We start from the raw sequence: 21877 nt of genomic DNA on the forward strand, positions 1-21877 counted from the left end.
AGGTCGAGGCATGGCTACGATTAAGGATGTTGCCAGACTGGCGGGTGTTTCCGTCGCGACGGTTTCCCGTGTGATTAATAATTCGCCTAAAGCCAGCGAGAGTTCGCGTCAGGCCGTCAGCCAGGCGATGGAGGAGCTGCAGTACCATCCTAACGCCAACGCGCGCGCCCTGGCGCAGCAGTCGACAGAGACCTTAGGGCTGGTGGTGGGCGATGTGTCCGACCCTTTTTTCGGCGCAATGGTTAAGGCAGTTGATGAAATAGCCGGACAGACCGGCAACTTTTTGCTGATTGGTAACGGTTACCACAACGAGGAAAAAGAGCGTCAGGCAATTGAGCAGCTGATGCGCCATCGCTGCGCCGCGCTGGTGGTGCATGCCAAGAAAATCCCCGACGCCGAGCTGGAGCTGCTGATGAAGCAGGTGCCGGGCATGGTGCTGTTAAACCGACTGCTGAAAGGGTTTGAACAGCGCTGTATCGCGCTCGACGACCGCTACGGCGCCTGGCTGGCGACGCGCCATCTGATCCAGCAGGGGCATCAGAATATCGCCTTTATCTGCTCCACCCATCCGATTTCTGACTCCGAAGACCGCCTGCAGGGCTATTACGACGCGCTGAAAGAACACGGCCTGCCCTGCAACGATCGGCTGGTAACGCTGGGCGAACCGGATGAAGTCGGCGGCGAACAGGCGATGACCGAGCTACTGGGGCGGGGCCGCAGCTTTTCCGCCGTGGCCTGCTATAACGACTCGATGGCCGCCGGGGCGCTGGCGGTACTGAGCGACAACGGCGTGCGCGTGCCGGAGGAGATGTCGCTGATCGGCTTCGATGACGTGCTGGTGTCGCGCTACGTGCGCCCACGCCTGACAACGGTGCGCTATCCCATCGTCACCATGGCGCAGCAGGCGGCAGAGCTGGCGCTGGCGCTGGCCCACGGGCAGCCGCTGCCGGAGGTGACCAATATGTTCAGCCCGACGCTGGTGCGGCGGCATTCAGTGAGCGGGCCGGGTTAAATCTCGCGCCGGTAAAGCCTGACCCTTTTATGCGGGTAGTCCAGCGCCTCGCCCGCTGGCGTCCAGCCGTGACGTTCGTAGTAGTCGCCAAAGGTGGACCAGAGCCACAGGCGGCCATAGCCGCGCTGCCGCGCGTAGTCGATCACATGCTGCTGTAGCGCCGCGCTCAGGCCGCTGCCGCGCGCGCTTTCTTCGACGTAGAGCGCAGCGAGCCAGGGAAAGAGATCCTGACGGCTGATCAGGTCGCAGCGCCAGAAGCCCACCGTACCCACCGCCCTGCCCGCGTCGTCAACGGCGACGAAGGTGACGGGGAACTCCGCCTCCTGTAGCGAACTCTCTACCACGCTGGCCATAAAGTCGCGGCTGTTGTCCGCGTCAAAAGCGCGCCACAGCCAGTCAGAGACCTGTCCGGCAAACTGCGGCGCGTCGCGCAAAGAGAGGATCTTCACCTGACGCGCGCCTTAGCTCAGCTCAAGCGCCAGCAGTTCCTGAATGGTCTGCGCCCGACGGATTTCACGCGGTCTGCCCTGTTCGAACAGCACTTCCGGGATCAGCGGACGGCTGTTGTAGTTAGAGGACATCGATGCGCCGTAGGCGCCGGTATCGTGAAACACCAGATAATCGCCCACCCGCGCCGCAGGCAGCGCGCGCGTTTCGACCTTGCCGCCTTCCAGCTGGGTAAAGACGTCGCCTGACTCGCACAGCGGCCCGGCGACCACGCTGTCAACCAGCGTCTGCTCATCGACAGCGCGTCCGTCGCCCGCCAGCAGCGAAATATGGTGATAGCTGCCGTACATAGAGGGGCGCATCAGATCGCTGAAGCCCGCATCCACCAGCACGAAGTGGCGGCTGCCCATCGCTTTCACCGCGCGCACCTGCGATACCAGCACGCCTGATTCAGCAACCAGAAAACGGCCCGGCTCGATCTCCAGCTTGACCGGATGGCCGAGATGGGCGGCGATACGCTGGCGCGCCGCATCCCACAGCCCGAAATAGTGCGCGGTGTCGATCGCCTCTTCGCCGAAGCGGTAAGGAATGGAGAGGCCGCCGCCCGCTGAAATCGCCTCAAGATCGTGGCCGAGCGCGATCACCTGCTCCACCATCGCGTCGCATACCTGCTGGAGATGGCCGTAATCGACGCCGGAGCCGATATGCATATGCAGACCGACCAGCCGCAGGCCATGCTGTTCAATCGCCTTCAGCGCCTGCGGCAGCTCGCTGTGCCAGATGCCGTGTTTGCTGTTCTCGCCGCCGGTATTGGTTTTCTGGCTGTGGCCGTGGCCGAAGCCGGGATTAATGCGCAGCCACACCGCGTGGCCAGGGGAAACGTCGCCCAGCTGATGCAGCATATCCACCGAACCGGCGTTAACCGGCACCTTCAGCTCCGCGATGCGCGCCAGCGTCGGCCGATCGAAAACGTCGGCGGTAAATACGATCTCTTCGCCGCCAGGCTGAAAACCCGCCGCCAGCGCGCGTTCGATTTCGCCGAGCGATACCGAATCGACCTTAACGCCCGCCGCGCGCATCAGGCGCAGGATATGAATGTTGGAGCAGGCTTTCTGCGCGAAGCGCACTACGTCGAAGGCGCGCAGCTGTTCGATACGCTGCTGAATAATCTGGGCATCATAGGCCCAGAACGGGCCGTTGTACTGCTGCGCCAGCGGCAACAGCTGTTGGGCGTTGAGCGCAGTAGTGTGGTCGGTTAAGGCGCGTGGCATAAGGATTCTCCTGTGGTTACGCCTATTAAGCCAGAACAGTGCCATGCTGAAAAATATCTGTTTTAATAGCTTCTATGCAAAATGGATATGGTAGCCCATGGCGAAAATCAACTGGCGACACATCGAGATCTTTCACGCGGTGATGACCAGCGGCAATCTGACGCAGGCCGCTACGCTGCTCAACACCTCGCAGCCCACCGTCAGCCGTGAGCTGGCGCGACTGGAAACGCAGCTTGGGCTACGGCTCTTCTCGCGCGTGCGCGGTCGGCTGCAGCCCACGGTGCAGGGGTTGCGCCTGTTCGAAGAGGTGCAGCGCTCGTGGTACGGGCTGGATCGCATTATGGAGGCGGCGGACGGGCTGCGTCAGTTTCGTCAGGGGGAGCTGTCGATCGCCTGCCTGCCGGTCTTTTCGCAGTCGCTGCTGCCGCCGCTGGTGCAACCCTTTATGCAGCGCTATCCCGACGTCAGCCTGAACATTATCCCGCAGGAGTCGCCGCTGCTGGAGGAGTGGCTGTCGGCGCAGCGCTACGATCTCGGCCTGACCGAAACCCAGCACGCCCCCGCCGGTACGGAACGCCTGGCGCTGCTGACCTGCGACGAGGTGTGCGTTCTGCCGCAGCAGCATCCGCTCTGCGCGCGCGCGGTGCTGACGCCGCAGGACTTCGCCGGAGAAAACTATGTCAGCCTGTCGCGCGCCGACAGCTATCGCCAGCTGCTGGATACGCTGTTTCATGAAAATGGCGTGGAGCGCAGGCTGGTGCTGGAGACGCACAGCGCGGCGTCGGTTTGTGCGATGGTGCGCGCGGGAGTGGGGATTTCGGTGGTAAATCCGCTGACTGCGCTCGATTATGCCGACAGCGGGGTGGTGATGCGTAAATTCAGCGTCGCGGTGCCTTTTACCGTCAGTCTGGTGCGCCCGCTGCACCGCCCCGCCTCAGCGCTGGTCGCCGCCTTTATCGACCACCTGCAGACGCAGGTGGCCGACTTTCCCCGACGTATCGCCGAGCGGCTGGCTTAGGCGCGCACTGTCGCGGCGCTGCCGCCCGCTTTACGGAAGGTGATCAGACAGATAAGCAGGCCTACAGCGGCCAGCGCGGCGGCGGCGACCGGCACCGCGGTCAGGCCGTAGCCTCGGCCGATTACCGCGCCGCCGACCCACGCGCCCAGCGCATTGCCGACGTTAAAGGCAGAAATATTCAGCGTCGAGACCAGGTTCGGCGCCTCCTTGCCGTGGCGCACCACGTTGATCTGCAAACCCGGCACGGTGGCGAAAGTCGCCATCGCCCACAGGAACAGGGTGACCTCCGCCAGCCACAGCGCATGGCTGGTCCAGCTAAACAGCAGCGAGAAGATGGCGATCAGCGAGAAGCTTAAAATCAGGCTGAAGGAGACCTTCCAGTCCGCCAGCTTGCCGCCGAGGATATTGCCGACGGTCAGGCCTGCGCCAATCAGGAACAGCGTCCAGCTGACGCCGCGCGCGCTGATGCCGGTAACCTGCAGCAGCAGCGGCGCGATATAGCTGAACAGCGCGAACATCGCCGCGGCGAAGAACACCGTCATCAGCAGCGAAAGCCACAGCTTGCCGTTAGCCAGCGCGCTGATTTCGCTCGCCAGATGCACCGGCTTCTCTTCTTTATTGACCGGCAGGCTGACGATCAGCGCGATAAAGGCCAGCACGCCGATAATGGCGACGCCCCAGAAGGTGGCGCGCCAGCCGAACAGCTGACCAAACCAGGTGCCGAGCGGCACGCCGAGCACGTTCGCCAGCGTCAGGCCGGTAAACATCAGCGCCACGGCCGACGCCTGACGGCCCGGCGCCACCAGGCTTGCCGCCACGACCGCGCCGATGCCGAAGAAGGCGCCGTGACAGAGCGCGGTAATAACGCGGGCCATCATCAGCAGGTTATAGGTGTAGGCCAGCGCACAGAGCACGTTGCCGATAATAAAGATGATCATCAGCAGGATAAGTGTTTTTTTACGCGGCAGCCTGGCGGTCAACAGCGCCATAATCGGCGCGCCGATGGCGACGCCCAGCGCATAGCCGCTGATGAGCCAGCCTGCCGACGGAATCGAGACCCGCAGATCGCCCGCCACCTCGGGCAGCAGGCCCATAATGACGAACTCGGTGGTTCCAATCGCAAACGCACTTAGCGCCAGCGCCAGTAAAGCAACAGGCATAACACACTCTCCCAATTAATAAGCAGGTGAACGCCGCAGCGGACGCCGGGCGTGGACGGTTATAAAAATTTGAACTTCGTCACGGTGGGTATTAAATCATAGCCGTCTTTCGGCATACACCCCGCGTGCGGCAAGGATCTTTTGCCGCAGAGGCAATAATGCGCGTCAGATGCTTGCCAGAATCTTAACAATAGCCTTCTCTTTTACGCGCTACGCTTGATGTTGAGGGAGAGCCGCGTTATCAAAAGGGGTGCTTTGCGTGTTGATTTATCAGGTAAAGGAATAGGGCGCGTTGCCGATACCCCAGATGCACTGTCCGATAATGTGAAGCCATTTTTAAGCGGGGAGAGAAAATGCAACGGCTAATTGCTCTGATGGCGCTCTGTCTCAGCGGCTGCTCCGTCGGCCACTACGAGTACAGCAGCGAAGCGCAAAAGCGCGTTGATATGACCTATACCGGCATTCCTACCGCGCTCGGACTGGGAACCCTGGGCACCACTATTCCGCTGACGGCGGAGTACAGCCTGACCGCCGCGCACGTTGCTAAATTCTCGCTCTATCGCGTTAAGGCCTGGCATCCTGAGTGCGATCTCGCCGTGGTTTACCATAAAAATAGCGAAGCTAATCTGCCGCCGCGCTTTCGCAACAGCCATATCGGCGACAAAGTGAATCTCTACGGCTACAGCTTTATCAGCGCAATGCCGGTCAGCTCCAGCGGCGAGAACCTGATTAATACGTCATTAGCGAATAGCTGGAACAAGGCGCAGTGCGTGGTGGTCGCGGCCAATGCCGGCGTGGTGAAAGGCATGTCGGGTGGCGCGGTCTATAACGCCTCGGATGATACCCTGGCGGGCGTGATTGTCGGCTACAGCAGCCGCATTGATGATAACCAGAGCGGGAAAACCCTCTATCGCGACGTTGCGCTCTATGTGCCCTATGCGCGCTTCGAGGCCTGGCTGAACGGCGTAGTGAAATCCTGACGGCCAGAAAAAAAGAAGGCCAGCATCGCTGGCCTTATTTGTTTATTTACTTCGCGCCGCCCGGACGCAGCGCCGGGAACAGGATCACGTCGCGAATGGTATGGCTGTTGGTGAACAGCATAACCATGCGGTCGATACCGATGCCCAGACCCGCCGTCGGTGGCAGGCCATGTTCCAGCGCCGTAACGTAGTCTTCGTCGTAGAACATCGCTTCGTCGTCGCCCGCGTCTTTCGCGTTCACCTGCTGCTGGAAACGCTCCGCCTGATCTTCTGCGTCGTTCAGCTCCGAGAAGCCGTTGCCGATTTCGCGGCCGCCGATAAAGAATTCAAAGCGATCGGTAATTTCCGGGTTCTCGTCGTTGCGGCGTGCCAGCGGTGACACTTCCGCCGGGTATTCGGTGATAAAGGTCGGCTGGATCAAATGCGCTTCCGCCGTCTCTTCGAAAATCTCCGTCACTACGCGGCCCAGGCCCCAGCTCTTCTCGACTTTAATGCCAATAGCCTGTGCAATCGCCACGGCCTTGTCGAAATCATCCAGATCCGCCAGATCGGTTTCCGGGCGGTACTTTTTGATCGCTTCGCGCATGGTCAGCTGCTCAAACGGCTTGCCGAAATCGAACTCCTGATCGCCGTAAGGCACTTTAGTGGTGCCGAGAACATCCTGCGCCAGGGTGCGGAACAGGCTTTCAGTCAGCTCGATCAGATCTTTGTAATCCGCGTAGGCCATATAGAGTTCCATCATGGTGAACTCAGGGTTATGGCGCGGCGAGATGCCTTCGTTACGGAAGTTACGGTTGATCTCGAATACGCGATCGAAACCGCCCACCACCAGACGCTTCAGGTAGAGTTCCGGCGCGATACGCAGATACATGTCGATATCGAGCGCATTGTGATGGGTGATAAACGGACGCGCCGAGGCGCCGCCCGGGATCACCTGCATCATCGGGGTTTCCACTTCCATAAAGTCGCGGCTTACCATGAACTGGCGGATGCCGGCCATGATTTTTGAACGCACTTTAAAGGTGTGGCGCGAATCGTCGTTAGCGATCAGATCGAGATAGCGCTGGCGATAGCGGGTTTCCTGATCGGCGAGGCCGTGGAATTTATCCGGCAGCGGGCGCAGCGCTTTGGTCAGCAGACGCAGCTCGTGGCAGTGAATCGACAGCTCACCGGTTTTGGTTTTGAACAGCTTGCCGCGCGCGCCGAGGATATCGCCCAGATCCCATTTCTTGAACTGTTCGTTATAGATGCCTTCCGCCAGATCGTCGCGCGATACGTAGAGCTGAATGCGGCCGCCCACGTCCTGCAGCGTCACAAAAGAGGCCTTGCCCATAATGCGGCGGGTCATCATACGTCCGGCGACGCTGACCTCAACGCCTAAATCTTCCAGCTCTTCGTTGCTCTTCTCGTCATACTGCGCGTGCAGCACGTCCGAGGTAGTATCACGGCGGAAATCGTTAGGAAACGCCACGCCGTTTTCACGCAGCGCGCTGAGTTTTTCGCGACGCGTTTTCAGTTCGTTATTTAACTCAAGGGCGGCATCAGCGCTCTGCGGTTGTTGTTCTGACATGTCGGTTCCTTATAGCCCTGCTTTTAAACTTGCTTCAATAAAACGATCGAGATCGCCATCCAGCACCGCCTGAGTATTGCGGGTTTCAACGCCGGTGCGCAAATCTTTGATGCGGGAATCATCCAGCACATAGGAGCGAATCTGGCTACCCCAGCCGATGTCAGACTTGTTGTCTTCCAGCGCCTGTTTCTCAGCATTTTTCTTTTGCATCTCAAGCTCGTACAGCTTCGCCTTCATCTGCTTCATCGCCTGATCTTTGTTTTTGTGCTGAGAGCGGTCGTTCTGACACTGCGTAACCGTACCGGTTGGAATATGGGTAATACGCACCGCTGATTCGGTACGGTTAACGTGCTGACCGCCCGCGCCCGACGCGCGGTAGACGTCAATGCGCAGATCCGCCGGGTTGATGTCGATATCAATATCGTCATCCACTTCCGGATAAACAAACGCAGAGCTGAATGAGGTGTGACGACGGCCGCCGGAGTCAAAAGGACTCTTACGCACCAGGCGATGCACGCCGGTTTCGGTACGCAGCCAGCCAAACGCGTAGTCGCCGGAAATGCGTACGGTAGCGGATTTCAGACCGGCCACTTCGCCTTCTGATTCTTCGATGATTTCGGTTTTAAAGCCTTTGGCTTCGGCCCAGCGCAAATACATACGCAGCAGCATGCTGGCCCAGTCCTGCGCTTCGGTGCCGCCGGAACCGGCCTGCAGATCGATATAGCAGTCGGCGCTGTCATATTCCCCGGAGAACATACGGCGGAATTCCAGTTCGCCCAGTTTGGTTTCCAGCGTGTCGAGTTCGGCAACGGCTTCGTTGAAAGTCTCTTCGTCGTCCGCTTCTACCGCCAGCTCCAGCAGCCCTTCAACATCTTCCAGGCCCTGCTGCATTTGATCGAGGGTGTCGACGATGGCTTCCAGCGAAGAGCGTTCTTTACCCAGCGCCTGCGCGCGTTCAGGTTCGTTCCAGACGTCTGGCTGCTCCAGCTCGGCGTTTACTTCTTCGAGGCGTTCTTTCTTGGCATCGTAGTCAAAGATACCCCCTAAGAACGTCGCTGCGCTCGGTGAGGTCCTGGATGCGGTTTTTAACCGGATTGATTTCAAACATGGCTTTCGGGTCTTTTCGCTGAATGTCGGGATGGAAACCCCGCAGTCTAACTGAAATAGCCGTGAGATTGTAGGGTTTCAGTGGCGCGCCGCCGCTGGCTGTAAACCTCTTCGTCAGCGTGATCTCACCAGGGTGTTTGAGCCGCTCGTCACGTTTATGCTGCAAAATTCAGTGACCCACAAACAACGGCTGGCGCTGATTAACTCTATGATTCAGGCGGGCGACGTACCGCAGGCGAAAAGTTTTATCGAGGCGCTTGCGCGTCGTGTACCGCAGCAAAAGGAGGAACTGATGACGATTGCGGAACAGCTTAAGCAAATGGGACGCGAAGAGGGCCGCGAGCAAGGCCTTAGCGAAGGCCGTTACAAAGGGCGCAATGAAGGTCAGCGCGAGGCGACGCTGGCGATTGCGCGCAATATGCTGGCCAGAGGACTCGATTTTACCCTGGTGCAGGAAGTGACCGGGCTGTCAGTGGCGGATCTTCAGCAGATCCGCCACTGAGGCCGGATTAATTCAGCGGCCAGAGATGATCGATAATCAGCTGTACCGAGCGATTGCCGCGGTATTCATTGATATCGAGCTTAAAGGCCAGCTCCACCTGACGCACGCTGCTGTCGGGCCACAGCGTGGTGTCGACGTTAAAAGCGATGCCGTCAATCAACGGGCCGCCGCCGAGCGGCTCCAGCATCACTTTAAGATGGCGTTCGCCTACCAGCCGCTGCTGCAGCAGTTTGAATTTGCCGTCGAAGGCGGGTTCAGGAAACGCCTGTCCCCATGGCCCCGCTTCACGCAACAGCTCGGCGGTCTGTATGCTGAACTCGCCCGGCTGCAGCGCGCCATCTGACCAGATAACGCTCTGTAGCGTCTCTTCGCTCAGCCATTCCCCCAGCAGCTCGGCGAAACGCTGGCGAAACGCCTCGAACTGCGTCTCCTCCAGCGACAGCCCCGCCGCCATGGCGTGACCGCCAAACTTCAGCATCATGCCGGGATAGAGCGTATCGAGCCGCTCCAGCGCGTCGCGCAGGTGCAGGCCGGGAATCGACCGTCCAGAGCCTTTTAGCGTGCCGTCGCCCGCCGGGGCAAAAGCGATAACCGGACGATAAAAACGCTCTTTCAGCCGCGAGGCAAGAATGCCGACCACGCCCTGATGCCATTCGGGATGGTAAAAAGCCAGTCCCAGCGGCAGGTCGGTCTGCTGACGCTCCAGCGCCTGACACAGCGCCAGCGCCTCGCTCTGCATACCCTGCTCTATCTCTTTGCGCGTCTGGTTCAGCGCGTCCAGCTCGCTGGCCAGCATGCGCGCCTGGGTAATGTCGTCGGTAAGCAGCAGCGCCACGCCGACCGACATATCATCGAGCCGTCCCGCTGCATTCAGGCGTGGGCCGAGGGCGAAGCCGAGGTCGCTTGCCACTAGCTGGCGCGCGTCGCGATTAGCGATCTCCAGCAGCGCGCGAATGCCCGGACGGCACTTTCCGGCGCGAATGCGGCTCAGCCCCTGCCACACCAGAATACGGTTATTAACGTCGAGCGGCACCACGTCGGCGACGGTGCCGAGCGCGACCAGATCCAGCAGCTCCGCCAGGTTCGGCTCGGCGCGCGTTGCGCCAAACCAGCCCAGCTTACGAAGATGCGCGCGCAGCGCCATCATCAGGTAAAACGCAACGCCGACCCCCGCCAGCGCGCGCGACGGAAAGGCGCAGTCGTGCAGGTTGGGGTTAACGATCGCCTCCGCCTCAGGCAGCGTTTCGCCCGGCAGATGGTGATCGGTGATCAGCACCGGAATACCGTACTGATGCGCGCAGGCGACGCCGCTGTGGGAAGAGATGCCGTTATCCACCGTCAGGATCAGCTGCGCGCCGCGCGCGCGCGCCTGCTCCACCACTTCCGGGCTCAGGCCGTAGCCGTCGTCGAAGCGGTTAGGCACCAGATACTGCACGTTATGGCCGCCCATGCTGCGCAGCGCCAGCACAGTCAGCGCGGTGCTGGTCGCGCCGTCGGCGTCGAAATCGCCCACGACCATAATGCGCCGCCCGTCGAGCAGCGCCTGGTGCAGCAGCTCAACCGCCTCATCCAGCCCGTTCAGGGTGGTGAAAGGCAGCAGATGCTTCGCGCCGCGCTCCAGCTCAGCCGGGCTGCGCACGCCGCGCTGCAGATAAAGCCGTTTAAGCAGCGGCGGAAGATCTGTCGGGAGTTGATCCTCAACGCTCACTTCGCGCCGCCGCAGTTCTACTGATTTAATCACTGCCAATTAGCCACCGCGCTTCTGCTGATCCAACACCTGCTTCAGCTCCTGCGGCCCCTGATAACCCGGGATCATCATGCCGGAGTCGGTCAGGATCGCCGGCGTGCCCTGGATGCCGTAAAGAATGCCCAGCTTGTAGTGCTGATCGAGATCGATCTTACAGCTGTCCGGCGCGCTCATCTGCGGCGCGTTGCCCTTCATCGCTTCATCAAAGGCTTTGTTACGATCGGCCGCGCACCAGATCGCCTTCATGGCGTTTTCTATCTGGCCGTGCAGCCCTTCGCGCGGGAAGGCGAGATAGCGCACCGTGATGCCCAGCGCATTGTAGTCGGCCATTTGCTCATGCAGCTTGCGGCAGTAGCCGCAGGTGATATCGGTAAAAACGGTAATGACGTGCTGCTCTTTCGCCGCTTTATAGACGATCATCTGCGGCGCCAGCGCCTCGACCTTTTTGTCGAGCAGCTGATTGGTGACGTTGACCGGCTGCGCGCCGCTGACGTCGTAGAGCGGGCCCTGAATCATATGTTTGCCATCTTCGGTAACGTAAATCACGCCGCTTTCCGTCAACACGGTTTTAAATCCCGGCAGCGGCGACGGCGTAATTTCCGTCTGCTTCAGGCCCAGCTTTTTCAGGGACTGCAGGATCGCGCCGTCATCGGCCTGAGCTACGCTGCTGAAGGCACCAGCCAACAGAGCCAGCAGGAGAAATTTCTTCATCTTCTTTCCTTAATGTCCGCGTCAGGCGCGCGGATGATGCTGTTGATGCAACTGACGCAGCCGCTCGGTAGCGACATGCGTATAAATTTGCGTGGTAGAGAGGTCGCTGTGTCCCAGCAACATCTGTACGACACGCAGGTCGGCGCCGTGGTTCAACAAATGGGTAGCGAAGGCGTGGCGCAGCACGTGCGGCGAGAGCTTTTCGCCGTCGATGCCCGCCAGCACAGCGTAGTGCTTGATGCGGTGCCAGAACGTCTGTCGCGTCATCTGCTGCGCGCGGCTGCTGGGAAACATCACGTCCAGCGTCTGCCCGTTAAGGAGCCAGGGACGGCCATGTTCAAGATAGTGCTCCAGCCAGTAAACGGCCTCTTCACCCAGCGGCACAAGACGCTCTTTATTGCCTTTACCAATCACGCGCACCACGCCCTGGCGCAGACTGACGTCGCTCAGGGTCAACCCGACCAGTTCAGAGACGCGCAGTCCCGTCGCGTAGAGCAGCTCCAGCATCGCCTTGTCGCGCAGCTCCAGCGGAATCTCGGTGCTGGGCGCCTGCAGCAGTCGCTCGACCTGCGCTTCGCTGAGATCTTTCGGCAGCCGCTGCGGCAGCTTTGGCGCAGAGAGCAGCGTGCTGGGATCGTCACTGCGTAGCTTTTCGCGGTAGAGATACTGAAAGATGCGGCGCATGGCGCTGAGCAGGCGCGCCGAACTGCTGGCTTTATAACCGCCTTCCAGCCGCTCAGCAAGAAACTGCTGTAAATCCGCCGTCTGCAGCGTCAACAGCGTCAGGCCGTGATGCGTCAGCCAGTCGGTCAGCGTCTTTAAGTCCTGGCGGTAAGAGGACAAGGTATTTTGCGCCAGATTGCGTTCAATCCAGAGCGCATCCAGAAACTGTTCTGTCAGGTCGCTGTCTTGCACGGTATCCCCGCCCTTGAGGTAAAATCATGCTCATTATGCCTGAATCCGCCCTGCTTCTGATACAATTGCGCCAAAGTCAGACTTACTCAGAGCATTATCTGCATGAAAATTGGTCTTTTTTACGGCTCAAGTACCTGCTATACCGAAATGGCCGCAGAGAAAATCCGCGACTTTATCGGCGCTGAGCTGGTCACGCTGCACAACGTGAAAGATGACGATCCGCTGCTGATGGAGCAGTACGATTTGCTGATTTTAGGCATCCCGACCTGGGATTTCGGCGAGCTGCAGGAGGACTGGGAAGCGATCTGGCCGCAGCTGCCGACGCTCAACCTGCGGGGTAAAATCGTCGCGCTCTACGGCATGGGCGATCAGATTGGCTATGGCGAATGGTTCCTGGACGCGCTGGGCATGCTGCATGAGCTGCTGCAGCCGATGGGGGTGACGTTCGTTGGTTACTGGCCGCTGGAAGGCTATGAGTTTACCAGTCCGAAGCCGCTTAGCGCCGATGGAAAACAGTTCGTCGGCCTGGCGCTGGACGATGTTAATCAGTTCGACCTGACCGATGAACGCATCGAACAGTGGTGCGAGCAGATCCTCACCGAAACCGCCGCGCTGCTGTAGCGCTCGGCCTACCTCTTTTCCGCGCCGCAGAGCAAGCGGGCGCGGAACTGACGCCACCGGGCAGGCGGCATCATATCCTGCATCAGCCACAGCCTGTACAGGCGTCCTTTTTCACTGCGCAACACCAGCAGCGCCGCGCCAGGCAGCCAGCGGATCGGCCCGACGATGCGCCAGCGCGCGCCCTGCCAGCGCCAGCTGTCGTCGCTTTTGTGCTGTAACAGCCCCTGCCGCTGCGCCAGCCGTCGCTGCTGCCGCAGGCTTTCGCGCATCATCAGCAGCAAGATCGGAATTTTTATCAGCCAGAAAAGCGCGGGCAGCGGCGCGCTCGCCACAATAAGCAGCGCGCCTGCTGCAAACACGCCGTGTAGCAGGCGTGCCTGCCGCGACGGCCGCAGCTTACATTGCCACGGGGCCGCGTTCACGGTTGCGCTGTTGGATCAGCCGGATAATGCGCTTCAGCTCAGGATCGGCCGGTTCGCCATGATCCATCATCCAGTTAAAGAGATCGGGATCGTCGCTCTTCAGCAGCGCGACAAAAGCCTTTTTGTCGGTGTCGCTGAGGGTGTCATATTCATATTTGAAGAAAGGCATAATAGCCACATCCAGCTCCAGCATGCCGCGACGGCAGGCCCAGTGAATGCGCGATTTGTCATGAATGTCCATGTGAGTTATTTCCGCAGTTCAGACAGTGCGGCTAGTGTAACCTGGTTTTATTGCGCCTGCAGGCGCCGGTTGCGATGCTGTGCGATGCCCCGCGCGCGCATGCCTGTTGTTACCGCGCCGACTCGCGATTTGTGCGCCCGATTCCGTAAACCTGTTGCAAAGCCAGTACGCTCTTTTAACATTGAGTTCAGGATTAACCTTTTTAATCAGGACAGCCTATGCCTATTTTCAGCTTACCGCCGCGCCAGCCCGTGGCCGCCTCTCGTCTGCCGTTAACCCTGATGTCGCTGGAGGCCTGGGCGCTGGTATCGGTGCAGGGTGCCGACAGCACCTCTTATCTGCAAGGCCAGCTTACGCTGGATGTCGCCGCGATGGGGGCGGATCAGCATCGTCCGGCAGCGCACTGCGACGCGAAAGGCAAGATGTGGAGCAATCTGCGTCTGTTCCATCGCGGTGAAGGCTACGCCTACCTGGTGCGCCGCGAGCTGCGCGACACGCAGCTGGCCGAACTGAAAAAATATGCGGTGTTCTCTAAAGTGACGCTGTTGCCTGACGATGAAGCGGTGCTGCTTGGCGTAGCGGGCTTCCAGGCGCGCGCGGCGCTGGCCAGCCTGTTCGATACCCTGCCGGACAGCGAGACGCCGGTGGTGCAGCAGGCGGACACCACGCTGCTGTGGTTCGCCGCGCCCGCAGAGCGCTTCCTGATTGTGACCACTGACGAGCAGGCGCAGGCGCTGCAGCAGAAGCTGGCCGACGACGCGCAGCTGAACGACAGCACGCAGTGGCTGGCGCTTGATATCGAGGCGGGCATACCAGTGATCGAGCCTGCGACCTCGGCGCAGCTGATCCCGCAGGCCGCCAATATGCAGGCACTCGACGCCATCAGCTTCAAAAAAGGCTGCTATACCGGCCAGGAGATGGTGGCGCGCGCCAAATTCCGCGGCGCCAACAAACGCGCGCTTTACTGGCTGGCGGGCCAGGCGAGCCGGGTCCCCGCAGCGAATGATTCGCTGGAGCTACAGATGGGCGAGCGCTGGCGTCGTACCGGCACTGTACTTGCCGCCGTTCAGCTTGAGGATGGCGACGTGTGGGTTCAGGTGGTGATGAATAACGATCTGGAGCCGGAAAGCGTACTGCGCGTGGAAGGCGATGAGGGCGGCCGTTTGCTGATTCAGCCGCTGCCCTATTCACTGGAAGAGTAACGTCTGGCTGCAACCTCCCTCCCCTTATGGGAGGGAGGTTGCGGTTTACATAACATAAAAGTAGATAGCGCAGAAATGACAGGCGCTGCCGCCCAGCACAAAGGCGTGCCAGATGGCATGGTTATAGGGTATGCGTCGCGCCACGTAGAAGATAACGCCGAGCGAATAGATAATGCCGCCCGCCGCCAGCAGCCAGACGCCCCCTGGCGATAGCTTCAGCGTCAGCTGATAAATCACCACCAGCGACAGCCATCCCATACAGAGATAGGTCACCAGCGACAGCGCCTTGAAGCGGTGCGCAATGGTGAGCTTAAAAATAATCCCCGCCAGCGCCAGCCCCCAGATCACCACCATCATCCCATGCGCCAGCGGCGACTTCAGCCCTACCAGCAAGAAAGGCGTATAGGTGCCAGCGATCAGCAGATAGATGGCGCAGTGGTCGAGCTTTTTCAGCCAGCGCTTGGCGCCGTGATGAGGAATGGCGTGATAAAGCGTAGAGGCCAGGAACAGCAGAATCATGCTGCCGCCGTACAGGCTATAGCTGGTGATGGCGGTGGCGCTGGCGCCCATTTCAACCGCCTGCACCAGCAGCAGCACCAGTCCGACAATGCCGAAAAGGCAGCCGAAACCATGGCTGATGCTGTTGGCGATCTCCTCAGCGAGCGAATAGCCCTGAGCGACTAACCGATTTTTCATAATGGAGCGATCCTGAACGTCGGGTGAGTGAGGATTTTATAAGCACCAGCATAACCGGGAACATTTTGAGAGTACACTTGTACGCTAAAATTAATCTGTGAATGCGTGTTACAGCCTGCGCGCTGCGCAAATCTGGTACACTGCGCGCAGATCCATTTTTAATGAGCGCGCCCGCAGATGTTCTCTCATCACGATCTTGCCAGCCTGAATGACCTGGAGATGCAGGTTTATCACGACATCATTAAACACCCGGAAAGCGTCAGTTATATGACCATCCGCGAGCTGGCGGAGCGGGCGGGCGTCTCTACCACCACGGTGCTGCGTTTCTGCCGCAAAATGGGGTGCGACGGCTGGTCGGAATTCCGCATCCGTTTTCGCCTGGCGCAGCAGCAGACGCAACCGGTACAGCCAAACGTCGGCGTCAGCGAAATGCTGAGCTTTTTCAAAAGCATTAATAATGACGAATTCAGCGAGCTGATATCCCGCGCCGCCAGGATGATTAATCAGGCTGAGCAGCTTTTCTTTATTGGCGCGGGTACTTCAGGTAGCCTGGCTAAATATGGCGCGCGCTTTTTCTCTAACGTAGGGAAATTCAGCCACTATATCGACGATCCCTATTATCCGGTCAGCGGCAGCGTGGATGAAAATACGCTGGCGATATTGCTTTCCGTCTCTGGCGAGACGCCGGAAATATTGCGCCTCGCCAGCCAGTTCAGTCTGCGTCGCTGTCAGACCCTTGCCATTACCCATTCCGAGAGCAGCTCGCTGGCGAAAATGAGCGATTTCGCCCTGGCTTATCATGTGCCGGTTATCCGCCTGAGCGATAATTACGACATCACTACCCAGGTGCCGGTTATGTATATTCTTGAAGCTATCGGTCGCCTGCTGATTAAATAAAACAGGCTGTTTTACGGGCGTAACATATTACCCTGACGCGCCGGTGTTATATCGTGACTTCCCTTTTTGCTTTGCTACACTCGCGGCAAGATTTATTTCGCTGAGAGGGACGTATGCATAACGAATCAGGCTTTCCGCAACATTTCTTATGGGGCGGCGCGGTGGCGGCGCATCAGGTCGAAGGCGGCTGGGATCAAGGCGGCAAAGGCGTCAGCATCGCCGACGTGCTGACCGGCGGCGCGCATGGCGTCAGCCGCGTTATTACCGACGGCGTGCAGCCAGGCAACTTTTACCCTAATCATCAGGGCGTGGAATTTTACTCCCGCTATAAAGAGGATGTGGCGCTGTTTGCCGAGATGGGCTTTAAGTGTTTCCGTACCTCCATAGCCTGGACGCGCATCTTCCCTGACGGCGACGAGCAGGAGCCAAACGAAGCGGGCCTGCAGTTTTACGACGACCTGTTCGACGAACTGCTGAAATATGGCATCGAGCCGGTTATCACCCTCTCCCACTTTGAAATGCCCTATCACCTGGTGAAACAGTATGGCGGCTGGCGCAGCCGTCAGGTGGTGGATTTCTTTGTGCGCTTTAGCGAAGTGGTTATGCGTCGCTATCAGCACAAGGTGAAGTACTGGATGACCTTCAACGAGATCAACAATCAGCGCAACTGGCAGTATCCGCTGTTTGGCTACTGCTGTTCCGGCGTGGTCTTCACCGAGCACGAGAAGCCGGAAGAGGTGATGTATCAGGTAATGCATCATCAGTTTGTCGCCAGCGCAAAAGTGGTCAGCCTGGGTCACGCCATCAATCCCGATTTTCAGATCGGCTGCATGATCGCCATGGTGCCGATCTACCCTTACTCCTGCCATCCAGACGACGTGATGCTGGCGCAGGAAGCGATGCATCAGCGCTATGTCTTCAGCGACGTGCAGATGCGCGGTGCTTATCCGGCCTATACGCTAAAAGAGTGGGCGCGCAAAGGCTACCAGATTCAGATGGAGGCGGATGACGCCGAGACGCTACGCAACGGCTGCGCCGACTATGTTGGCTTCAGCTACTACATGAGCAATGCGGTAAAACATGACGCCAGCGGCGTGGAAGATCCCATTACCGGCTTTGAAGGCGTAGTGAAAAACCCACACGTTGGCGCCTCCGACTGGGGCTGGCAGATCGATCCGGCCGGGCTGCGCTATGCGCTGAACGTGCTTTACGAGCGTTACCAGAAGCCGCTGTTTATCGTGGAGAACGGCTTTGGCGCGATCGACCAGCCGAATGAGAACGGCGTGATTGAAGATGACTACCGCATCGACTACCTGCGCGCGCATATCGCCGAGATGAAAAAAGCAGTGGTGCATGACGGCGTCGCGCTGATGGGCTATACGCCCTGGGGCTGCATCGACTGCGTCTCTTTCACCACCGGCCAGTACAACAAGCGCTACGGCTTTATCCACGTCAACAAAAACGACGACGGCAGCGGCGACTTTGCCCGCTCGCGTAAGAAGAGCTTCGGCTGGTATCAGCAGGTTATCGCCAGCAACGGCGAAACGATCTGAGTTTCACAGGGCTGCGCCGCAACAGGCGCGGCCCAACTTTTTAGCGGCCGCCCGCGGCGTCGATAAAGGTGCCGGTAATATAGGAGGCCGCCTCGCTCGCCAGCCAGGCAATCGCTTCGGCAATCTCTTCCGCCTCACCGCCGCGCCCCATCGGGATCACCCCTGCCATACCCGCCACGCGATCGACGCGTCCTGGCTCGCCGCCGTCCGCATGCATCTCGGTATAGATAAAACCCGGCCGCACGCCGTTAACGCGAATACCTTGCGCCGCTACTTCCAGCGACAATCCGCGCGTCAGCGTATCCATCGCCCCTTTCGACGCCGCGTAATCGACATATTCTCCCGGCGCGCCAAGACGCGACGCGGCTGAGGAGACATTAATAATCGCCCCACCCTGACCGCCGTGATGCGTGCCCATACGCTTTACCGCCTCACGGCAGCAGAGAAAGGCGCCAGTGACGTTGGTGGCGAAAACGCGCTGCAGCCGTTCGGCGCTGAGATCCTCAACGCGGCACTGCGTAAAGAGGATGCCCGCATTGTTGACCAGCACGCCGAGCGGCATCGCTTCTTCGTCCAGCCGCTGAAACAGCGCCACGATCTGCGCCTCATCGGCAATATCCGCCTGAGCGGCAAAGGCTTCGCCGCCCTGCTCGCGGATTTCTGCCACCACCTGCTGCGCCTCTTCTGCGCGCTGACGATAGTTAACCGCCACGCGATAGCCCTGCTGCGCCAGCTTCAGCGCCGTCGCGCGGCCAATGCCCCGGCTTGCGCCGGTAACCAGAGCCAGTGTCATATTTTCTCCAGAAAAAAGGGCCGGATAAGCGGCCCTTGTTGTCTATGTTTTGCGTGACGCTTACTGATAGTCGCTCATCGGCACGCAGGAACAGAACAGGTTGCGATCGCCGAACACGTCGTCGAGACGCTTCACCGTCGGCCAGTATTTATTGTCGCTGCCTGCCGGGAAGACTGCCAGCTCGCGACTGTAGGGATGATTCCACTCGCCTGCCAGTTCGACCTGCGTGTGCGGCGCGTTAACCAGCGGATTATCCTCCGCAGGCCATTCGCCGTCCGCTACGCGATCGATCTCCATCCGGATAGAGAGCATCGCATCGATAAAGCGATCCAGTTCCGTTTTGCTCTCGGACTCGGTTGGCTCCACCATCAGGGTGCCGGCGACCGGGAACGACATTGTCGGCGCGTGGAAACCGTAGTCGATTAATCGCTTGGCGATATCCAGCTCGCTGATGCCGGTCTGCTCTTTCAGCGGGCGAATGTCGAGAATACATTCGTGCGCCACGCGGCCGTCGCGTCCGGCGTACAGGATCGGGTAGGCCGACTGCAGGCGGCTGGCGATATAGTTGGCGTTAAGAATAGCGACCTGGCTGGCGCGCTTCAGTCCCTCCGCGCCCATCATGCGGATATACATCCAGCTAATCGGCAGAATAGAGGCGCTGCCGAACGGCGCCGCTGATACCGCGCCCTGCTGCGTCAGTACGCCGTCGATCTGCACCACGCTGTGGCCCGGCACGAACGGTGCCAGATGCGCTTTCACGCCGATCGGCCCCATGCCGGGGCCGCCGCCGCCGTGTGGAATACAGAAGGTTTTATGCAGGTTCAGGTGCGACACGTCCGCGCCGATATAGCCTGGCGTGGTAATGCCCACCTGTGCATTCATATTGGCGCCGTCGAGATAAACCTGCCCGCCGTGCTGATGCACGATCTGGCACACCTCACGGATGGTCTCTTCATAGACGCCGTGAGTTGAAGGATAGGTCACCATAATGCAGGAGAGATGCTCGCCTGCCTGCGCCGCTTTTTCACGCAGGTCGCCAAGGTCGATATTGCCCTGCTTATCACAGGCCACCACCACCACTTCCATTCCCGCCATCTGCGCCGAGGCAGGGTTGGTGCCGTGTGCAGAGCTCGGGATCAGGCAGAGATTACGCGCGCCTTCATTACGGCTTTCGTGATAGCGACGAATAGCCAGCAGTCCGGCATATTCGCCCTGCGCGCCGGAGTTCGGCTGCATGCAGAGCGCGTCATAGCCGGTAAGCTGAACCAGCCACTGCGACAGCTGGCCAATCATCTGCAGATAGCCAGAGGCCTGTTCCGCCGGACAGAACGGGTGCAGTTCGGCGAACTCCGGCCAGGTGATGGGGATCATCTCGGCGGCAGCGTTAAGCTTCATGGTGCAGGAGCCGAGCGGGATCATCGCCTGATTCAGCGCCAGATCCTTTTTCTCCAGGCTGTGCATGTAGCGCATCATCTCGGTTTCGCTGTGATAACGGTTGAAGACCGGATGGGTCAGGATTTCGCCCTGGCGCAGCTGCGCGGCGGGGATCGCCTGACTGTCGGCCGCAACGGCGGCGTCCAGCTTGTCGATATCCTGGCCGTGATCGTCGCCCAGCAGGATAGCGAACAGCGCCAGCACATCTTCACGGCGCGTGGTTTCGTCCAGCGTAATGCCGACCGCGTGATGAATATCGCTGCGCAGGTTGACGCCGAAGCTCTGCGCGCGGTTCAGCACCGCGCCTTTGTCTTCCACCTCAACCGTCAGGGTATCGAACCAGCTGTTGTGGCGCAGCTTCAGCCCGCCGTTTTGCAGGCCGGTTGCCAGAATAGTCGTCAGGCGATGGATGCGGGAAGCGATGCGCTTCAGCCCTTTCGGACCGTGATAAACCGCATACAGACCGGCGATATTGGCGAGCAGCACCTGAGAGGTACAGATATTCGAGTTCGCTTTTTCACGACGTATATGCTGTTCGCGCGTCTGCATCGCCATGCGCAGCGCGGTGTTGCCTGCGGCGTCGCGCGAGACGCCGATGATGCGTCCCGGCATCGAGCGCTTGTGCTCGTCGCGGCTGGCGAAGAAGGCGGCGTGCGGGCCGCCATAGCCCATCGGCACGCCGAAACGCTGCGCCGATCCGAAGACAATGTCCGCGCCCTGCTTGCCGGGCGCTTCCAGCATCACCAGCGCCATAAAGTCCGACGCGACGCTGACGATAATTTTGCGGCTTTTGAGCTCGGCGATCAGCGCGCTGTAGTCGTGCGCTTCGCCGGTGGTGCCGACCTGTTGCAGCAGCACGCCGAACAGCTGGTCATGCTCCAGCGCTTTCTCGGCGCGGTCGATAATCAGCTCAAAGCCGAAGGTCTCCGCGCGGGTACGCACCACGTCGAGCGTCTGCGGATGGATATCTTCCGCGATAAAGAATTTACCGGCGTTTTTAAGTTTGCTGACGCGCTTCGCCATCGCCATCGCTTCTGCCGCCGCCGTGGCTTCATCGAGCAGCGAAGCGGAGGCGACGTCCAGACCGGTAAGATCGAGCGTTACCTGTTGAAAGTTAAGCAGCGCTTCAAGTCGGCCCTGCGACACTTCCGGCTGGTAAGGGGTATAGGCGGTGTACCAGCCCGGATTTTCCAGCATATTGCGCAGGATCACCGGCGGCGTTACGACCGCGCTGTAACCCATGCCGATCCAGGATTTGTAGCGCTGATTCTGACTGGCGATCGCCTTAAGCTCGGCCAGCGCCTGCTGCTCGGTCGCCGCGTCGCCGACGGCGGGCGGGCCAGGCAGCTGGATGTCGGCAGGCACAATCGCGCCGATCAGCGCGTCCAGCGAGCTGGCGCCGATCGCCTCCAGCATCAAAGCCTGTTGTTCCGGCGAGGGACCGATATGGCGTTCAATGAAGGCGCCGTTGTGTTCGAGCTGGCTCAAAGTCTGGGTCATTAGCAGTCAATCCTGAATCGGGCTGGAATACAGAGAAAGCAAGGTCGTTAAAAGCGGCCAGAGCGCGCTGGCCGCCGT

21 protein-coding genes are annotated in these 21877 nt (G+C 59.8%); 8 read left to right on the forward strand and 13 right to left on the reverse strand.

Annotated features, from left to right (window positions below; translation table 11 throughout):
* The first annotated feature begins 10 nt into the window (after positions 1-10).
* Positions 11-1012 carry an HTH-type transcriptional regulator GalR gene (gene galR, locus B3797_RS03885; protein WP_120454479.1) on the forward strand — a complete coding sequence of 334 codons (1002 nt, stop codon included), beginning with the start codon at positions 11-13 and terminating at the stop codon, positions 1010-1012.
* Here the strand turns inward: galR and B3797_RS03890 are convergent.
* Together B3797_RS03890 and lysA are read right to left on the reverse strand one after the other, a co-directional pair.
* On the reverse strand, positions 1009-1461 hold the full coding sequence (locus B3797_RS03890; RefSeq protein ID WP_311783904.1) for a GNAT family N-acetyltransferase: 453 nt from the start codon (positions 1459-1461) through the stop codon (positions 1009-1011). The two genes, galR and B3797_RS03890, sit on opposite strands and share 4 nt — an antisense overlap.
* A 12-nt stretch (positions 1462-1473) precedes the next feature.
* Positions 1474-2730 (reverse strand): diaminopimelate decarboxylase, encoded by a 1257-nt coding sequence (gene lysA, locus B3797_RS03895; protein WP_311790442.1) that lies wholly within the window; start codon positions 2728-2730, stop codon positions 1474-1476.
* 97 nt (positions 2731-2827) lie between these two features.
* On the opposite strand from lysA, the gene B3797_RS03900 reads away from it, so the two are divergent.
* Positions 2828-3748 carry a LysR family transcriptional regulator gene (locus tag B3797_RS03900; protein ID WP_311783902.1) on the forward strand — a complete coding sequence of 307 codons (921 nt, stop codon included), beginning with the start codon at positions 2828-2830 and terminating at the stop codon, positions 3746-3748.
* Here B3797_RS03900 and B3797_RS03905 read toward each other — a convergent pair.
* Positions 3745-4908 (reverse strand): MFS transporter, encoded by a 1164-nt coding sequence (locus B3797_RS03905; protein WP_120454487.1) that lies wholly within the window; start codon positions 4906-4908, stop codon positions 3745-3747. The genes B3797_RS03900 and B3797_RS03905 overlap by 4 nt on opposite strands.
* A 353-nt stretch (positions 4909-5261) precedes the next feature.
* On the opposite strand from B3797_RS03905, the gene B3797_RS03910 reads away from it, so the two are divergent.
* Positions 5262-5888 carry a serine protease gene (locus B3797_RS03910; protein ID WP_120454488.1) on the forward strand — a complete coding sequence of 209 codons (627 nt, stop codon included), beginning with the start codon at positions 5262-5264 and terminating at the stop codon, positions 5886-5888.
* 46 nt (positions 5889-5934) lie between these two features.
* On the opposite strand, the gene lysS is transcribed toward B3797_RS03910, so the two are convergent.
* Together lysS and prfB are read right to left on the reverse strand one after the other, a co-directional pair.
* Positions 5935-7458 (reverse strand): lysine--tRNA ligase, encoded by a 1524-nt coding sequence (gene lysS, locus B3797_RS03915; RefSeq protein WP_311783901.1) that lies wholly within the window; start codon positions 7456-7458, stop codon positions 5935-5937.
* 9 nt (positions 7459-7467) lie between these two features.
* Positions 7468-8566 (reverse strand): peptide chain release factor 2 gene (prfB, locus tag B3797_RS03920; protein ID WP_311783900.1). Its coding sequence is split into 2 segments (ribosomal slippage): positions 7468-8490 and positions 8492-8566, totalling 1098 coding nucleotides; the frame shifts between segments, so codons are not numbered across the junction.
* A 66-nt stretch (positions 8567-8632) separates the two neighbouring features.
* On the opposite strand from prfB, the gene B3797_RS03925 reads away from it, so the two are divergent.
* Positions 8633-9067, forward strand: coding sequence for an Rpn family recombination-promoting nuclease/putative transposase (locus B3797_RS03925; protein ID WP_311790471.1), 435 nt, complete (start codon positions 8633-8635; stop codon positions 9065-9067).
* Positions 9068-9074: 7 nt separating this feature from the next.
* Here B3797_RS03925 and recJ read toward each other — a convergent pair whose 3' ends face one another.
* The 3 genes from recJ to xerD are packed head-to-tail and all read right to left on the reverse strand — an operon-like array spanning position 9075 to position 12440.
* Positions 9075-10808, reverse strand: coding sequence for a single-stranded-DNA-specific exonuclease RecJ (gene recJ, locus B3797_RS03930; RefSeq protein ID WP_311783965.1), 1734 nt, complete (start codon positions 10806-10808; stop codon positions 9075-9077).
* A gap of 6 nt (positions 10809-10814) precedes the next feature.
* The gene (dsbC, locus tag B3797_RS03935; RefSeq protein WP_311783899.1) at positions 10815-11525 is read right to left on the reverse strand and encodes a bifunctional protein-disulfide isomerase/oxidoreductase DsbC; all 711 of its coding nucleotides are present in this window, start codon (positions 11523-11525) and stop codon (positions 10815-10817) included.
* A gap of 21 nt (positions 11526-11546) precedes the next feature.
* Complete coding sequence (gene xerD, locus B3797_RS03940) at positions 11547-12440, reverse strand: site-specific tyrosine recombinase XerD (RefSeq protein WP_311783898.1); 894 nt, start codon at positions 12438-12440, stop codon at positions 11547-11549.
* 102 nt (positions 12441-12542) lie between these two features.
* On the opposite strand from xerD, the gene fldB reads away from it, so the two are divergent.
* The gene (fldB, locus tag B3797_RS03945; RefSeq protein ID WP_311783897.1) at positions 12543-13061 is read left to right on the forward strand and encodes a flavodoxin FldB; all 519 of its coding nucleotides are present in this window, start codon (positions 12543-12545) and stop codon (positions 13059-13061) included.
* An 8-nt stretch (positions 13062-13069) separates the two neighbouring features.
* On the opposite strand, the gene B3797_RS03950 is transcribed toward fldB, so the two are convergent.
* Both B3797_RS03950 and sdhE read right to left on the reverse strand, forming a co-directional pair.
* Positions 13070-13483, reverse strand: a complete 414-nt coding sequence (locus B3797_RS03950; RefSeq protein ID WP_311790443.1) for a protein YgfX — start codon at positions 13481-13483, stop codon at positions 13070-13072.
* The gene (sdhE, locus tag B3797_RS03955) at positions 13458-13724 is read right to left on the reverse strand and encodes an FAD assembly factor SdhE (RefSeq protein WP_120454504.1); all 267 of its coding nucleotides are present in this window, start codon (positions 13722-13724) and stop codon (positions 13458-13460) included. The genes B3797_RS03950 and sdhE overlap by 26 nt, the downstream gene beginning before the upstream one ends.
* 218 nt (positions 13725-13942) lie before the next feature.
* On the opposite strand from sdhE, the gene ygfZ reads away from it, so the two are divergent.
* Positions 13943-14926, forward strand: a complete 984-nt coding sequence (gene ygfZ, locus B3797_RS03960; RefSeq protein ID WP_311783895.1) for a tRNA-modifying protein YgfZ — start codon at positions 13943-13945, stop codon at positions 14924-14926.
* Between the two features lie 45 nt (positions 14927-14971).
* Here the strand turns inward: ygfZ and trhA are convergent, their stop codons facing one another.
* Positions 14972-15622 carry a PAQR family membrane homeostasis protein TrhA gene (gene trhA / locus B3797_RS03965; protein WP_409373297.1) on the reverse strand — a complete coding sequence of 217 codons (651 nt, stop codon included), beginning with the start codon at positions 15620-15622 and terminating at the stop codon, positions 14972-14974.
* A 177-nt stretch (positions 15623-15799) separates the two neighbouring features.
* Between trhA and B3797_RS03970 the strand changes: the two genes are divergently transcribed.
* Together B3797_RS03970 and B3797_RS03975 are read left to right on the forward strand one after the other, a co-directional pair.
* Positions 15800-16519, forward strand: coding sequence for a MurR/RpiR family transcriptional regulator (locus B3797_RS03970; protein WP_311783894.1), 720 nt, complete (start codon positions 15800-15802; stop codon positions 16517-16519).
* A 113-nt stretch (positions 16520-16632) separates the two neighbouring features.
* Positions 16633-18072, forward strand: coding sequence for a 6-phospho-beta-glucosidase (locus B3797_RS03975; RefSeq protein ID WP_126690073.1), 1440 nt, complete (start codon positions 16633-16635; stop codon positions 18070-18072).
* Positions 18073-18112: 40 nt separating this feature from the next.
* Here the strand turns inward: B3797_RS03975 and B3797_RS03980 are convergent, their stop codons facing one another.
* Together B3797_RS03980 and gcvP are read right to left on the reverse strand one after the other, a co-directional pair.
* On the reverse strand, positions 18113-18865 hold the full coding sequence (locus tag B3797_RS03980) for an SDR family oxidoreductase (RefSeq protein ID WP_311790444.1): 753 nt from the start codon (positions 18863-18865) through the stop codon (positions 18113-18115).
* 60 nt (positions 18866-18925) lie between these two features.
* On the reverse strand, positions 18926-21799 hold the full coding sequence (gene gcvP, locus B3797_RS03985; protein ID WP_311790445.1) for an aminomethyl-transferring glycine dehydrogenase: 2874 nt from the start codon (positions 21797-21799) through the stop codon (positions 18926-18928).
* Between the last annotated feature and the right edge of the window lie 78 nt (positions 21800-21877).

It is taken from the genome of Pantoea sp. UBA5923 (genome assembly GCF_002431095.1).
In the GTDB taxonomy this organism is placed as follows: Bacteria; Pseudomonadota; Gammaproteobacteria; order Enterobacterales; family Enterobacteriaceae; genus Pantoea; species Pantoea piersonii.

What these genes read in the sequence shown, in the direction of transcription:
- galR (WP_120454479.1), top strand. Translation starts at nt 11, where the DNA reads ATGGCTACGATTAAGGATGTTGCCAGACTGGCGGGTGTTTCCGTCGCG.
- lysA (WP_311790442.1), bottom strand. Translation starts at nt 2,730, where the DNA reads ATGCCACGCGCCTTAACCGACCACACTACTGCGCTCAACGCCCAACAG.
- B3797_RS03900 (WP_311783902.1), top strand. Translation starts at nt 2,828, where the DNA reads ATGGCGAAAATCAACTGGCGACACATCGAGATCTTTCACGCGGTGATG.
- B3797_RS03905 (WP_120454487.1), bottom strand. Translation starts at nt 4,908, where the DNA reads ATGCCTGTTGCTTTACTGGCGCTGGCGCTAAGTGCGTTTGCGATTGGA.
- B3797_RS03910 (WP_120454488.1), top strand. Translation starts at nt 5,262, where the DNA reads ATGCAACGGCTAATTGCTCTGATGGCGCTCTGTCTCAGCGGCTGCTCC.
- lysS (WP_311783901.1), bottom strand. Translation starts at nt 7,458, where the DNA reads ATGTCAGAACAACAACCGCAGAGCGCTGATGCCGCCCTTGAGTTAAAT.
- dsbC (WP_311783899.1), bottom strand. Translation starts at nt 11,525, where the DNA reads ATGAAGAAATTTCTCCTGCTGGCTCTGTTGGCTGGTGCCTTCAGCAGC.
- fldB (WP_311783897.1), top strand. Translation starts at nt 12,543, where the DNA reads ATGAAAATTGGTCTTTTTTACGGCTCAAGTACCTGCTATACCGAAATG.
- sdhE (WP_120454504.1), bottom strand. Translation starts at nt 13,724, where the DNA reads ATGGACATTCATGACAAATCGCGCATTCACTGGGCCTGCCGTCGCGGC.
- ygfZ (WP_311783895.1), top strand. Translation starts at nt 13,943, where the DNA reads ATGCCTATTTTCAGCTTACCGCCGCGCCAGCCCGTGGCCGCCTCTCGT.
- trhA (WP_409373297.1), bottom strand. Translation starts at nt 15,622, where the DNA reads ATGAAAAATCGGTTAGTCGCTCAGGGCTATTCGCTCGCTGAGGAGATC.
- B3797_RS03970 (WP_311783894.1), top strand. Translation starts at nt 15,800, where the DNA reads ATGTTCTCTCATCACGATCTTGCCAGCCTGAATGACCTGGAGATGCAG.
- B3797_RS03975 (WP_126690073.1), top strand. Translation starts at nt 16,633, where the DNA reads ATGCATAACGAATCAGGCTTTCCGCAACATTTCTTATGGGGCGGCGCG.
- B3797_RS03980 (WP_311790444.1), bottom strand. Translation starts at nt 18,865, where the DNA reads ATGACACTGGCTCTGGTTACCGGCGCAAGCCGGGGCATTGGCCGCGCG.
- gcvP (WP_311790445.1), bottom strand. Translation starts at nt 21,799, where the DNA reads ATGACCCAGACTTTGAGCCAGCTCGAACACAACGGCGCCTTCATTGAA.